The organism is Pseudomonas monachiensis, from assembly GCF_047345015.1.
Lineage (GTDB): Bacteria > Pseudomonadota > Gammaproteobacteria > Pseudomonadales > Pseudomonadaceae > Aquipseudomonas > Aquipseudomonas monachiensis.
Genome location: NZ_CP178857.1, coordinates 966,625 through 981,383, shown reverse-complemented (window position 1 = coordinate 981,383; position 14,759 = coordinate 966,625). Strand labels below are relative to the sequence as shown.

The 14,759-nt window shown below is 62.1% G+C and carries 9 protein-coding genes and 1 pseudogene; 2 read left to right on the top strand and 8 right to left on the bottom strand.

What is annotated here, in order from left to right; all coding sequences use genetic code 11:
• The first annotated feature begins 76 nt into the window (after window positions 1-76).
• Window positions 77-1,117, top strand: a pseudogene (locus ACMDB8_RS04305) (EamA family transporter).
• A gap of 46 nt (window positions 1,118-1,163) precedes the next feature.
• Here the strand turns inward: ACMDB8_RS04305 and ACMDB8_RS04300 are convergent.
• The 8 genes from ACMDB8_RS04300 to ACMDB8_RS04265 form a co-directional block, all read right to left on the bottom strand.
• Window positions 1,164-1,511 carry a potassium channel family protein gene (locus ACMDB8_RS04300; protein ID WP_056728571.1) on the bottom strand — a complete coding sequence of 116 codons (348 nt, stop codon included), beginning with the start codon at window positions 1,509-1,511 and terminating at the stop codon, window positions 1,164-1,166.
• A gap of 301 nt (window positions 1,512-1,812) precedes the next feature.
• Complete coding sequence (locus tag ACMDB8_RS04295) at window positions 1,813-3,456, bottom strand: fatty acid--CoA ligase (RefSeq protein WP_409078271.1); 1,644 nt, start codon at window positions 3,454-3,456, stop codon at window positions 1,813-1,815.
• 24 nt (window positions 3,457-3,480) lie between these two features.
• Entirely contained in the window at window positions 3,481-5,259 is a 1,779-nt protein-coding gene (locus ACMDB8_RS04290; protein ID WP_409078272.1) for an acyl-CoA dehydrogenase C-terminal domain-containing protein, read from the bottom strand.
• A gap of 6 nt (window positions 5,260-5,265) precedes the next feature.
• Complete coding sequence (locus tag ACMDB8_RS04285; protein ID WP_056728565.1) at window positions 5,266-7,785, bottom strand: efflux RND transporter permease subunit; 2,520 nt, start codon at window positions 7,783-7,785, stop codon at window positions 5,266-5,268.
• A 16-nt stretch (window positions 7,786-7,801) separates the two neighbouring features.
• Window positions 7,802-8,893, bottom strand: coding sequence for a WD40/YVTN/BNR-like repeat-containing protein (locus ACMDB8_RS04280; RefSeq protein WP_409078273.1), 1,092 nt, complete (start codon window positions 8,891-8,893; stop codon window positions 7,802-7,804).
• 154 nt (window positions 8,894-9,047) lie between these two features.
• Window positions 9,048-10,406: a DUF1329 domain-containing protein gene (locus tag ACMDB8_RS04275; RefSeq protein WP_056728560.1), complete on the bottom strand. Its 1,359-nt coding sequence runs from the start codon at window positions 10,404-10,406 to the stop codon at window positions 9,048-9,050.
• A 41-nt stretch (window positions 10,407-10,447) separates the two neighbouring features.
• Window positions 10,448-12,451 carry a DUF1302 domain-containing protein gene (locus ACMDB8_RS04270; RefSeq protein WP_409078274.1) on the bottom strand — a complete coding sequence of 668 codons (2,004 nt, stop codon included), beginning with the start codon at window positions 12,449-12,451 and terminating at the stop codon, window positions 10,448-10,450.
• 124 nt (window positions 12,452-12,575) lie between these two features.
• A complete protein-coding gene (locus ACMDB8_RS04265; RefSeq protein WP_056728601.1) occupies window positions 12,576-13,142 on the bottom strand; it encodes an RBBP9/YdeN family alpha/beta hydrolase in 567 nt (188 codons plus the stop codon).
• 355 nt (window positions 13,143-13,497) lie between these two features.
• Here ACMDB8_RS04265 and ACMDB8_RS04260 point away from each other — a divergent pair, with 355 nt between their 5' ends.
• Window positions 13,498-14,514, top strand: a complete 1,017-nt coding sequence (locus tag ACMDB8_RS04260) for an AraC family transcriptional regulator (protein WP_056728557.1) — start codon at window positions 13,498-13,500, stop codon at window positions 14,512-14,514.
• Window positions 14,515-14,759 lie beyond the last annotated feature (245 nt).

The window sequence follows — 14,759 nt, the reverse complement described above, 5'->3', positions numbered from 1 at the left end:
GACAGGCCACAGGCGCTCATTTGCGGCACTAAGCGTATCCTGTTCACAACTGCCTCCCCTGAGCCCCGGAACCACAATGACCAAAAGCATTCTCTACGCCTTGGGCGCTGCTGCCTTGTTCGGCGCCAGCACGCCCTTGGCCAAGTGGCTAGGCTTGAACGTATCCCCCATCCTCCTCGCCGGCCTGCTCTACCTGGGCAGCGGCGTCGGGCTGACGCTAACCCGCCTGATCCGTGATCGTGGCTGGCAGCCGACAGGCCTGACAGCCCCTGAATGGCCGTGGTTCATCGGGGCCATTGTGTTCGGTGGCGTACTGGGCCCGGTTTCATTGATGTTTGGACTCACCCTCACCTCCGGCACCACCGCATCACTGTTGCTGAACCTGGAAGCCGTGTTGACCGCACTGATGGCGTGGGTGGTCTTCAGGGAGAACGCTGACCGGCGCATTGTTGCGGGGATGGTGGCCATTGTTGCCGGGGGCGTGTTGTAGGCGTGGCCTCGCACTTCGGCAGAGGTTCATGGCTGGTTGGGGCCTGTCGCGGTGGCGGTGGCCTGTTTTTGTTGGGCCATTGATAACAACCTCACACGTAAGGTGTCTGCGTCGGATGCGTTGTTTATTGCTGGCACCAAAGGGCTGGTGGCAGGGGCCGTCAATTGCGCGCTGGGGATCGCGCTGGGTATGCACTTGCCAGAGTGGTCGCTTCTTGGGCCAACCCTGCTGGTGGGCTTTTTGGGGTATGGCGTCAGTCTGGTGCTGTTCGTCCTGGCGTTGCGGGGGCTTGGTACGGCGCGGACCGGGGCGTACTTTTCCACGGCGCCGTTCCTGGGAGCCGCGATAGCGATCCTGTTTTTCGGTGAAGGCGTGACGTGGGTGTTTTGGATCGCTGCCGGCCTGATGGGGCTTGGGGTCTGGATTCATCTGACCGAGAGTCACTCACACGAGCATCAGCACGAACCGCAAATCCACGACCACAAGCATGTCCACGATGAGCATCATCAGCATGAACATGCCTTTGAGTGGGATGGTGTGCAACCCCATAACCATGTGCACCAACACTCACCGATCGTCCACAGTCACCCGCACTTTCCCGACATCCATCACCGACACTCGCACTGAGCCTCGGAGGCTGCGGCCATTTAAACCGGCCGTAGCCATCACCGCCCTATTCGACGTCCTTCTGCCGCGACGCCGTCACCGTCACTTCAATCGCCCGGACACTGATCGCCGCGAATGTCGCGGTCATCAGCACGCCGTTGAAACCCAGCAGGATCGCCAGCACTCGCGACACACCCAGCTTGGGCACCAGCTCTCCATAGCCGATGGTCAGGCCCGTCACGAAGGCGAAGTAGATGCCGTCAAAAGGCCCCCAGCCTTCCAGCTGGGCAATGATGAGGCCAAACGCAACGATCACTAACAGCAGTATCGAGAAGATCGGCCACACCACTTTGAAATAGAACCAGACGGCTTTGTAGAACTCTTTGCGAACGTTTGATGCACGGGCGAGGTTCATGTCGTGGGCTTCCTTGGGTCTGACTGGCCGGCATTTGAATGCGTGGCGGTTCAATACCCCGTTCAGCTTGGCACAAGCGCTGAAAACCGCGACCGACGGGGCGTTATCTTTGGCCAGGACTATGACAAAGATGACGCCGACCGGGCTATCCAGAAACCGCCCGCTATCGGTGGATTTATGTAGGAGCGAGCCTGCTCGCGATGGTCGTTAACGATAACGCATGTATTCCTGGTTAAACGCAGCGCTCTCCAGTCCATCGCGAGCAGGCTCGCTCCTACAACGACAGTGGCAGGCGTATCCCTCAGTTCGCTTCAGTTTCCCGAATCAGCTTCTTGTTGATCTTGCCGACGCTGGTCTTGGGGATTTCGGTCACGAACTTGAACTGCTTGGGGATCGCCCATTTGTTGATGCGCCCGCCGTCGACGAAGGCTTGCAAATGCACCTCCAGGATCTTGCGGTCGAGGTATTGCCCCGGTTCGCAAACGACCATGGCCATCGGGCGTTCGCCCCACTGCTCATCGACGATACCCACCACCGCGACCGACATGACAGCCGGGTGTTCGCTGATCAGGCTCTCCAGTTCCAGTGAGCTGATCCACTCGCCGCCGGTCTTGATCACGTCCTTGATGCGATCCTTGATTTCCACGCCGCCCAGCTTGTCGATCGAGGCCATGTCGCCGGTGTGCAGCCAGCCGTTGTGCCACAGCTGCGCGCCTTGGTCCGGGGCTTTCAGATAGCCCTGGGTCAGCCACGGTGCGCGCACCACGATCTCGCCCAGCGACTCGCCGTCATGGGCCACATCGTTGCCGTCGGCGTCGATGATCTTCAGGTCGACCATCGGCACCGGCGTGCCGGTCTTGATGCGGATCGGCAGTTGCGCTTCGGCGCACAGCTGCAGGTCTTCATCGCGCAGGTAGGTCAGGCACAGCAACGGGCAGGTCTCGGACATGCCGTAGCCGGCGTGCACCACCATGCCTTTGGCATGGGCTTCGCTGGCCACGCCCAGGGTCAGCGCGCTGCCGCCCAGGAGCATTTTCCAGCCGTCGAAACGGGTCGCCTTGCCCTCTTCACAGTTGAGGATCATCTGCAAAATGGTCGGCACGCAGTGGGAGAAGGTCACCTTCTCTTCGCGGTACAACTTGACCAGGCTGTTGGGTTCGTAGCGGCCGGGGTAGACCTGCTTGATGCCCATCAGGGTCGCGACATACGGCACGCCCCACGCATGCACGTGGAACATCGGTGTGATCGGCATGTACACGTCGTCGGAGCGCAACAGCGGCTGGCCCTGATAGGCGCCCAGGGTGCCGACGGCATTCAGGGTGTGCAGCACCAGTTGCCGATGGCTGAAGTACACGCCCTTCGGGTCGCCGGTGGTGCCGGTGGTGTAGAACAGCGTGGCGACCGAGTTCTCGTCGAAATCGGGGAAGTCGTACTGCTCCGGGGCCAGGGACAACAGGTGCTCGTACTCGCCCAGCACCGGCAGCGAGGTGGTGGTCGCCTCGTCATCGGTGAGCTGCAGGTAACCTTTTACGGTTTCCAGCCGACCGTGGATCTGCTCGACCAGGGGCAGGAAATCATCATGCACCAGCACCAGGTCATCCTCGGCGTGGTTCATGGTGAACAGCACCTGCTCCGGCGACAGGCGAATGTTCACCGTGTGCAGCACCGCGCCGATCATCGGCACGGCGAAGAAGCATTCCAGGTAGCGGTGGCTGTCCCAGTCGAGCAGGGCCACGGTGTCACCGGCCTTGACCCCGGCCGCCGTCAGCGCATTGGCCAGGCGGCGGATGCGCTTGTTGAGGGTCTCGTAGCTGTAGCGCAACTTGTCGGCGTAGACGATTTCCCGGCCCGGCTGGTAGCGCACGCCGGACAGCAGCAGTTGCTTGATCAGCAAGGGATAGGCATAGGCGCCGTCGGCGGGTGGAATTATTTTTGTCGCCATCATGTTTAAGGTTCCTTGTCCTTTCGATCAGAACTGATCGGCTTGCAGCTCGTAGAGGCAGTCGCTGCCGGCCTTGACCGATGCGCTCAACGAGTGGATACGCGGCAGCAACCGGGCGAAGTAGAAACGCGCGGTGGCCAGTTTGCTGGTGTAGAAATCGTCCTCGGCATCGCCGCTCATGACGGCCTTGGCCATGCGCGCCCACATGTAGGCGTACGCGGTGTAGCCAAACACGTGCAGGTACTCGACCGAGGCCGCGCCGATTTCATTCGGGTTGTTTTGTGCTCGGTCGAGCAGCCACGCGGTCAGCTCGTCGAGGGTGTCGACGGCGGCGTTCAACGGCTGGGTGAACTCGCCGAGGTCCGCGCCGGCAGTGGCGGTGAAGTTGCGGATTTCCGAAGCGAACAAACGGTAGAGCGCCCCGCCGCTGCCGACGATCTTGCGTCCGGCCAGGTCCAGCGACTGGATGCCGTTGGTGCCTTCGTAGATCTGGGTGATGCGCACATCGCGCACCAGTTGCTCCTGGCCCCACTCACGAATGTAGCCGTGGCCGCCGAAGACCTGCTGGCCGTGAATGGTGGTCTCCAGGCCCATGTCGGTGAGAAAGGCCTTGGCCACCGGGGTCAGCAGCGATACCAAGTCCTGCGCGCGCTGGCGTGTCGGTGCGTCGTCGCTGTACTTGGCGATGTCCAGTTGCAGGGCCACGTAGCTGGAGAACGCACGGCCGCCTTCGTTCAAGGCTTTCATGGTCAGCAGCATGCGGCGCACGTCCGGGTGCACGATGATCGGGTCGGCCGCCTTGTCCTTGTGCTGCGCGCCGGTCGGTGCGCGGCTTTGCAGACGGTCACGGGCGTAGGCGACGGCGTTCTGGTACGAACGCTCGCCCTGTGCCAGGCCCTGGATGCCGACACCCAGACGCTCGTAGTTCATCATGGTGAACATGGCCGCCAGGCCTTTGTTCGGCGCATCGACGATCCAGCCGGTGGCGCCGTCGAAGTTCATCACGCAGGTGGCGGAGGCCTTGATGCCCATCTTGTGTTCGATGGAGCCGCAGGACAGCGCGTTGTTTTCACCCAGCGAGCCGTCGGCGTTGACCAGCACTTTCGGCACCAGGAACAGCGAGATGCCTTTCGGTCCGGCCGGTGCATCGGGCAGACGCGCCAGCACCAGATGGATAATGTTCTCGGTCAGGTCGTGCTCGCCGCCGGTGATGAAAATCTTGCTGCCGCTGACCTTGTAGCTGCCGTCGGCCTGGGGTTCGGCCTTGGTGCGGATCAGGCCCAGGTCGGTACCGGAATGGGCTTCGGTCAGGCACATCGAACCAGTCCAGGTGCCGGCGTACATGTTCGGCAAGTAAGCCGCTTTCAGTTCTTCACTGGCGTGGGCCTTGATCGACAGGCAGGCGCCGGCGGTCAGCATCGGGTACAGGCCGAACGACAGGCTGGCCGAGTTGACCATCTCTTCGACCTGCGCCGAAATCGCCTTGGGCATGCCCATGCCGCCGTACTGCGGATCACCGCCGACACCCACCCATCCGCCTTCGGCGAAGGCTTGATAGGCCTGGGCAAAACCGTCCGGGGCGGTGACCGCGCCGTCGTTCCAGGTGCAGCCCTGTTCGTCGCTGGCGCGGTTCAGTGGCGCGATCACTTCGCCGCTGATCTTGCCGGCCTCTTCGAGGATGGCGGCGGCGGTCTCTTCATCGATCACGTCGGCCAGGCCGGGCAATTGTGCCCACAGCCGGGACACCTGGAAAACCTCGTTGAGTACGAAGCGCATGTCGCGCAGGGGAGCTTTGTAATCAGACATCTTGGCTTACTCGGAAGTGGTCACGGCATGCGGCATGCCGGGACGTTCAGTGGATTCAGTGGTTTCGGTTGCCGCGACAGAACCGGGCTGAGGGGCCCGTTCGCGCAGCAGGAAGTACGAAAGCGCAGGAATGAGGATCAGCGCGCCGAGCATGTTCCACAGGAACATGAAGGTCAGCAGGATGCCCATGTCGGCCTGGAACTTGATCGGCGACCAGACCCAGCACACCACGCCCGCGGCGAGGGTGATGCCCACCAGCCCGACCACGCGCCCGGTGAAGGACACGGCGTTGCGGTAGGCCTCGGACAGCGGCAGGCCCTGGCGCTGGAAGTGCAGTTGCACGCTGAGCAAGTACAAGGCGTAGTCGACGCCGATGCCCACGCCGAGGGCGATCACCGGCAAGGTCGCGACTTTCACGCCGATACCCATGGCCACCATCAAGGCTTCGCAGAGGATCGAAGTCAGCACCAGCGGCAACAACGCCACCAGCGTGGCGCGCCAGCTGCGGAAGGTGATCAGGCAGAACAGCGTCACCGCCGCATACACGTACAGCAGCATGGTGCGGTTGGCTTCACGCACCACGATGTTGGTCGCGGCTTCAATACCGGCAGTCCCGGCGGCGAGCAGGAACTGGCGATCTTCGGTGCTGTTTTCCTTGGCGAACTTGTCGGCAATCGCCACCACGGCATCCAGGGTTTCGGCCTTGTGATCCTTGAGGAAGGTGATCACCGGCATCAGCGAGCAGTCGGTGTTGAACAGCTCCGGGGAGTTGACCGAGGCTTGCTGGGCGGCGTAGTTGAGCACGTCCTGGTTGCGCTGGATGCTGTTGAGCTTGGGGTTGCCTTCGTAGGTGCCGGCGGTGATCTGGCGCACCGCGTTGACCAGCGAAGACGTCGCCTGCACGCCCGGATACTGTTGCAGCTCCCAGGCCAGGCGGTCGGCCAGGACCAAAGTCTTGTAGTTCAGGCAGCCTTCCGGCGCCGTCTTGATCATCACCGCGAACAGGTCGCTGGACAGCGCGTAATGCTGGGTGATGTAGGCGTTGTCGCGGTTGTAGCGCGAGTCGGCGCGCAACTCCGGCGCCCCGCTTTCCAGGTCGCCGATCTTCAGGTCCAGGCTGACCACGAAACCGCCAATGCCCATCAACACCGCGACCAGAACGGCACCCGTGGCCCATTTGGCCGTGGTGAAGCGATCGAGCGCGTCCCACAGTCTGCCGAAGCCTTTGTGCTTCTCTGCGCGGTTGTCGATTTTCAGCGCTCGCTCGGCGGCTTTCGCGCCGACACCAACGTAGGACAGTGCCACCGGCATCAGCAACAGCGAGGTGAAGATCAGCACCGCGACGCCGATGCTGGCAGTGATCGCCAGATCCTGGATCACTGGAATGTCGATCAGCATCAACACGGCGAAGCCCACGGCGTCGGCCAACAGCGCGGTGACACCGGCGATGAACAGACGGCGGAAGGTGTAGCGCGCAGCGATCAGTTTATGGGTGCCACGGGCGATGTCCTGCATGATGCCGTTCATCTTTTGCGCGGCATGGGACACGCCGATGGCGAAGATCAAAAACGGCACCAGCACCGAGTACGGATCGATGGCGTAGCCGAGCCAGGCGACGATGCCCAGTTGCCAGACCACCGCGATCAGCGAACAGCCGACCACCAGCAGGGTGCTGCGCACGCAACGGGTGTAGCCGTAGATGATGATCAGCGACGTGACCACGGCCAGGCCGAAGAACATCATCACCTGGATCAGGCCGTCGATCAGGTCGCCCATCAGTTTGGCGAAGCCGATCACCCGCACCTTGTAATGGCCGGTGCCTTCGACGCCGGATTTACGCGCAGCGCTGTCGCCGGCGTATTCGATCTTGTCGCGCAACTGCTCTTCGAGCATCTGCGAGAACGCGTGGTAGTTGATGCGTTGACCACCAGCGGCAGCTTTGTCCATCAGCGGCACGATCAGCATGGTCGACTTGAAGTCGCTGGCCACCAGGCTGCCCACCACACCGGCGCGGGAGATGTTCTGGCGCAACTGTTCGATCTGCTCAGGCTGCCCGGAATAGGTGTCGGGCATCACCGGGCCACCCTGGAAACCGTCCTCGGTGACTTCGGTCCAGCGCACCGCCGGGCTCCACAGCGACTTCATCCACGCACGGTCGACGCCTTCGGTGAGGAACAACTGGTCGTTGACCTGCTTGAGCACGTCGAGGTATTCGGGGTCGAAAATATCGCCCTGGGTGTTCTCGACCACCACCCGCACCGAGTTGCCCAGGCCGCGCAGCGAAGCGCGGTTTTCCAGGAAGTTCTGGATGTAGGGCTGGCTCTGGGGAATCATTTTTTCGAAGCTTGGGCGCAACTCCAGGCGAGTCACGGCCATGAAGCCCAGCACCACGGTAGCGAGCGCCATCAGCAGCATGAACAGCGGGCGGTAGTTGAACACCAGCCGCTCGAGGAGGTTGCCGGAGCGGTGGTCGAAATCACGCAGATCGCGAATCACCGGCATGGCGTCTTGTTTGATATTGCCCATGTCTGGGTTCTCGCTCTTAGGGTTCGAGGGCTGGATCGGCGGACAGCGTCCGGGCACCACGGCTGCCGGCCAGCACCAAGGCGCCGGCGGCGGACTGGGTGGCGCCGGCGACCGGGGTCGGTGCCGGTTGCTGCTTCAGACGCAACTGCGCGCCCGTCCCTTGGCTGACCAGCATCTGCCCGCCCTGGGTGAACAAGCGATAATTGCCACGGGCATCGATCAGGCCCGCGGTGATGCTGACGTGCAGGCCGGTGTCCAGTGCGGTCCAGCTCTGGCCGCCGTCGGTGCTGCGCAACACGTTGCCGCGCAGGCCGTAGATCAGCACTTCGCCGGGCTTGCCGAGCACACCGAAGAAGCTGCCTTGATAAGGCGTCGGCACGGCATTGAAGCGTTGGGCGCTGTCGTCCCACTTGAGCAACAGGCCCTGCTCGCCAGCGATGTACAGGCTGTCGCCGGTGGAGGCGATGGCGTTGAGGTGGAAACCCTGGGGGTTGTCGGTGCGGTCCTGGAACGGGGTCCAGGTCAGGCCACCGTCGTCGGTGCGCAGGATCAGGTTGAACACGCCGACCACGTAGCCGGTCTTGTCGTTGGCGAACCAGACGCCGAGCAGCGGTTTATCCGCGCCCTGATCGGCCAGCCTCTGGCCTTCGGCGACCAGCAGCGGCCATTGCTCATTGCCCGGTTCGGCGCTGGCCAGCGCCGTGTAATGCTTGACCAGCAAGGCGCCGATCTGACGACCGTCGAGTTGCTTTTGCCAGGTCGCGCCGGCGTCGCTGCTGTGCAGCACCACGCCGTCATTGCCCACCGCCCAGCCTTGGGTGGCGGTCGGAAAATTCACCGCAGTGAGGTCGGCACTGGCCGGTACGGCGGCCTGTTGCCAGTGGTTTCCCGAATCATCGGAAAACAGAATATGGCCACGCTGGCCGACGGTAATCACGCGCTCGCCGGCGCGAGTCATACCGGACAACGGGCTGTTGATGGCCAAGGCACTGACCCTGGCGGGCAGGTCCAGCACATCGACGTAATCGGCCGCCTGGGCAATGCCCTGCGACAGGCCGAGCACAACGCCAAACGCTAGCTGCAACATATTATTTTTATACGAACACATACTGCGTCCTCTTCGGAAAACCGCGTCGGGGTACACATCATCGGTGTGCCTGACGTTCAAACCTTGCGTTCGTGACGATCGGCACGCACCGACCGCCGCACGGTCTCACTGCCTTGTGGGCAGTGGACCGAACTTGCGCTTTTTTGCGGTTGGCTTAGCGAATACCGGCGCCGGCCAGGGATTCCGAAGACCACTGGGCCTTGGAGAGCGGCTCGATGTACTTGATGCCGCCGTAAGGGCCGACTACACCGTTGATGTTGTAGGAACCGCCGACCAGGTCGTAGATCATGAAGGGCGTCGAATCCGGCACCTGCTTGTCGTAGCTCTGGCTCAGGAAGGCGAAGGAACCGCGATAGAGCTGACCACGGGCGTCATATTGATCCGAGGCCAAAGCGGTCCAGCTGTCTTCGTCGAGGTAGAAGCGGCGCTTGGCGTAGATGTGACGGGCACCGGCCTTGAGGTTGCCCTCAACGACCCAGACGCGGTGTTTTTCCCAGCGTACGAAGTCAGGTGACAGGTGATTGGCGGTGGTCAGCGACTTCGGATCCTGCACGTAGGTCAGTTTGTAGGTGTTGTACGGCACGATCATTTCCTGCTTGCCGACCAGTTTCCAGTCGTAGCGATCCAGCGCACCGTTGAACACGAACACGTCATCGTAGGTGCCCGCACCGGCGGTCCCCGGGTTTGGCGTGTCGTAAGCCAGGCTCGGCGCCAGTTTCACTCGACGCTGCCCCGGCAAGTACTGCCAGGCGCGACGCGGTTGCTGCAACGGGTTGGCGGCATCCTTGAGCATGATCGCCTCGCCGGCCCGGCGCGCAGGGCCGGTGTACGCCAGCTTCATCTGGTAGTACACGTCGGCACTGCTGATCGGCTGCGAGAGGTTTTCGTAGATCGGGTAGGAGATGTTCGCTTGCCCGGTGGTCGCCAGGCTGGGAACGCCCGCGGAGTCAACGTTCCAGGAGTCGTACTTGGAGCTGATGCTGACGCCTTGGTAGCGCAACAGGAAGTTCCACATCGCTTCGTTGCCCGACTGCGGAATCGGGAATGGAATGCCCGGCAGGACGTTGTCGATGGCCAGGCCACCTTCCAGGGACTTGGCGCCGCTGGCGTTCTTCACGCCGTTGTCCAGAATCGCCTGGGGCAGCGAAACGGTGCGGTGCGTCGGGAACACGTCGACACGGAACGTCGGGAAACGCTTGGCCAGTTCTACCGTGGTCGCGGTGAGCAGGCCCTTGTACTGATCAACGTTCTTGCCGTCGATCACCAGCACAGGCTTTTCACTGGCAAACGGATCCGGGCGCATGCTGTCGCCGGCCTTGAAGCTGGCCGGCGGCGTGGTCAAGCCACCGTTGTAGGCAGGAATGGAACCATCAGCGTTCCCGGCTTTTTCAGCCCCTACCTGGGTCAGGCTGGTGCCAAGCCTGGCAGCTTCCTGAGGTGAAACAGCAGCCTGTGCCTGAGCGGCGAAGACCATGGCCAGCGAAGCGGCCAACACGGTTTTTACAAATTTCATCTTGTTATTCTCCTGCTTGCGTTAAGCAAATCAGTGGTGAATCAGAATGTAGTTTTCATCGTCAGGTACACGGCGCCACGGTCCTCAGTCGTGGCACCACCTCCGGAGAAGGACGAGTAGCCACCGGCGTAGCAGGCGTAGTTTTCGTTGCCGCTAAAGGCGTTCGGGGTAGAGCCGTCACCACCGGTTGGGCCGGTGCTTACACCGCTCTTGTTGCACTTGTCGGTTTCGCCAAAGGAGTCCACGTACTTCAGGTCGACAAAGTATTTGTTGTACACAATGGCGCCCACGCCCACGGCATAGTTGCCGGTGTCCTTGGCACCGCCACCGGAGACCGGCGACACACCGTCGAGACCGACGTTGACCGACATCGGCGCGTTGAGATCGACACCCGGGAATACCTGGTACCAGGTCGGTGTGAAGTTGACGGCCAGACCCCAGTTGTCACGGGTCGGCGCGTCGATGCCGCGATAGCTGCTCTTGCCTTTGTAGAGCGCCTCGTTTTCGCTATCGAGCTTGAGCAGGTTGCTGTAGTACAGCTCGGCCAGCACGGTTGCCTGGTCGAACACAGGTGTTTTCGGCAGGGTCATCAGACCGTTGAGCGTCCAGTGCAAGGTGTCACCGGTGGCGGCCATGCTGTCGCCACGGCTCGGGGCGTCATAGACCACACCGGTGGCGTCCGAACGCGCAGGCAGCAGCCCAAGCCCTTGACCCAGGCCCAGCGGGCTGCGGGTACTGACGATCGCCGGGATACTGGCCAGCGGCATGTTGTGACGAACGTTCAGGTCCGAACCCACGCTGATTCCACCCACGTCCTTGGACAGGCTCAGGCCAAGGATCTTGATGTTGTCGGCATAGGCCAGTTGATAGGTGGCGGTGTCCAGCGAGTTGAGGGTGTTGATCACCGCAGGCACTTGCCCTGCCGGACGGGTGCCGTTCGGGTTGGCCGAGGTAATGCCCCGGGCGTCCAGCCAGGCTTGCGGCAGGATTTCCGAGGTTTCGCGGTAGTAAACGCCGAGGGTGCCATCCAGCCAGGCCGGCGACCATTTGGCCATGACGCCCCAGTCGCCGCTGTCATGCGGGGTCAGGTCCTTGCCGCGACGCACATTGGTCAAGGCGTTGCACGGCGCCAGGCCACAACCGAGCGGGCTGCCCGGTACCACGCCGTTGGTGTTGCCCAACAGGAACGATTGCGCGCCGAAGCCGACCAGGTCGGAACCACCGTAGTAGGTGCCCGCTTCCGGCAGACGCGCGGCATCCCAATTGAGGAAATACTGGGCACCCACGGTCAGCTCGGGATTGATGGTGAACGACATCGACAGCTGGTTACGCGGAACGAACAGTTCCTTGGCTTCGGTACCCGGCGAAGCGGCGAGCTTGGCCAGGTCGAGGCCGGACTGGCCGTAGCTGACCGAGTGCACCGGGTTGAGAATGGTCTCGCCCCAGAACACGTTGTGCTGACCGGCCTTGGCGCTGAACATCGACTCCTCGCCCACTTCGGTGCTGTAGAACACGAAGGCATCGAGGATTTCGCCCGAAGGACCGCTGTAGTAGCGCTGGGCATAGTTGCTCAGGTGCGGGCTGCCGTTGCCGACGTTGTCATGGGTGACCCCGGCCAGGCGCGGGTCGTTGGCGATCAGGCCCGATCGCGCATCGTTGCCGTTGACGAACGGGTTGGAGTTGGAACCGGTGTTGTCATAGGCCTTGTCGTACCAGCTGGCGGCGCTGACGCGAAAGCCCATGGCGTTCTTGTAGACCACGTCCATTTCGGTCAACAGGTCGACACGGTTGGTGATGTTGGTACCGGCCTTGCGGAAGTTGTAGTCGCCGTCGTTGTTGTTCGGCGTTGCCAGCATGCGCTTGTCGGCGCTTTCGGTGCGTACGCCGTAGTTGTACTTGATGGTGTTATCCACGCGTACGTTCCAGTCCGGATTCCCCGTCTCGATCTCGACCCCATGGGCCATCGGTACGGTTGCCGCGAAAATGGCCGAGGCCAGCAAGGTGTAGCGTGGCGCGGTGAAGCCGTGACTCTTATTGTTGTGCATTGCGTTGTCTCCGCCTTTTTGTCTTTGTTTTAAGCGCAGCCGCCCTCGCACAAACCTCTTCGGGCTTGCGTTTAAGGAATGAGGGCAAATGCCGGTTGGCGTACTGCCAGTCCAGCTCCTTGTACTAGCGATCCAGCTCCAGGATGAGTGCTTCAGCTTGCTGCCAGTGGCCAAATCCTGCGGCCGGATTGAGATGACCGACTTCGCCCAGATTGCGCAATTCGGCGCCCCAGCCTTCTGCCATGCGGGTGACCGCGGCAAGACTGGCCAGGTGATCGTTGGTGCTGCCGGCCACGATGCTGCGAAATGGCAGCGGATCTTGTGGCAGAGGATTCCAGCCCTGGTTACGCAGGGTCTCGGACGATGGATAGTTTGACGGCCAGACCGCATCGAGGTCCGGTGGCGCGGCCAGCAAGGCGCCCTTGATCGGACGGCTGTAGTGCGCAGCCCAGTGCGCGACCATCAGCACACCTGCGCTGTGGGCCACCAGAATCACCGGGCCGTCGATTTGTTCGAGTTCGTGTTGAATCGCCCGCACACGGGCCATGCAATCGAGCTTGTCGGTCGTAAGCGGCGCCACACTGCGCACGTTGCTCAGCCTGGCGGCCAGCAGTGTTTGCCAATGTTCGGCCACATGCTCGCGCAGGCCTGGGACGATCAGAACGGTGGCGGCAGTTTGCAGTTTGTCCACGGTCAACACCTTCGCTTTCTCGATAACTCGACTGGCTGTATTCGCCAGGGGCTTTTTGTAGGGTCGACATTAAAGAGCGCCCACCCGAAGCGCTTTACATTGGACGTCATGCACTTTTCTTTTGATGACAAATTGTCGGACACTTTGACAGCGCGACCACCGGTCGAAAAATCCCGCAGGTCGGCGCAAGGTCACTGTAATCAACGGATGAGCGCCGGTGGCTCCATGCAGCGTAGAAGACTGGTGACCGGCCAGCATGAATTCCATCAACGACATGACAACTGTTCAACTGTTGATACGCTGGATATAGTCGCCACGCTCACGCCAATCGCCATCGGCCCAGGGAAGACTTTGCATGACCAAGCTTGTTCGCGCCGCCGTCTTGACCAACTACCTGGAGGTCACCCAGTACCTGGGTTTCAACCCGCGCGACGTGCTGGCCGCTGTCGGCCTGAGCAGGGCCCAACTGCAAGCCCCTGAACACCGTATCCATATCGATGCCGCCGTGCGCTTGCTGGAAGACTCGGCCACCGCCAGCGGCTGCCAGACCTTCGGCCTGAGCATGGCCGAGTCGCGCCAGCTCTCGGACTTCGGCGTGGTCAGCCTGCTGCTCAGCCACCAGCGCACCCTGCGCGATGCCTTGCAGGTGGTGGTGGATTACCGGCACCTGATGAATGACTCGCTGGCCATCTTCATCGAGGAGGCCGGCAAGATGGTGATCATTCGCGAAGAGGTGGTCACCGAATCGCCGATGCCCAGCCGCCAGGCCACGGAGCTGGCCATTGGCGTGATGTTCCGGCTGTGCTCGGCCCTGCTGGGCACACACTGGCATCCCTACAGCGTCAACTTCATGCACCAGCCACCGGACAACCTGCACCTGCACCGCCGCCTGTTCGGCTGCAACCTGGAGTTCGGCAGCGAGTTCAACGGCATCGTCTGCCCAGACATCAGCCTCGACATGACCAACCCCAACGCCGACCCGGCCATGGCCCGCTATGCCCAGGGCTACCTCGACTCGCTGCAGAACCACGAAGGCGCCTCGATGCTGTTCGAGGTGCGCAAGGCCATCTACCTGCTGCTGCCCATGGGGCGCGCCACCATCGAGCAGGTGGCCCAGAGCCAGGGCATGAACGTGCGCACCCTGCAACGCCGCCTCAAGGACGACGGCTGCGCGTTCAATGACGTGATCAATGATGTGCGTCGCGATCTGGTGCTGCGTTACCTGGACAACCCGAACTACTCCCTCAGCCGCATTGCCGACATGCTCGGCTATTCCATGGCAAGTTCGTTTACCCGCTGGTTCATCAGCCAGTTCGGCATGCCGCCGGCGACGTGGCGCGCGCAAAAACAGACGGGGACGAAACCGTCCTGACAGCCCGGCAAAAAAAACGGCGACTGCTGGTACAGTCGCCGCGAAAGCGCGAGGTTGGAACACCATTCCCTGTGGGAGCGAGCTTGCTCGCGATGGCGGTGTGTCAGCCGCCATGAGTGTTGAATGTGAAACCGCTATCGCGAGCAAGCTCGCTCCCACAGGTTTTGTGTCAGCCTGACGTTCAGAGCCCCCAGCGAAGCAACAACAGCACCAGCACCACCAGGAACACCGTCTCCCCGACCATC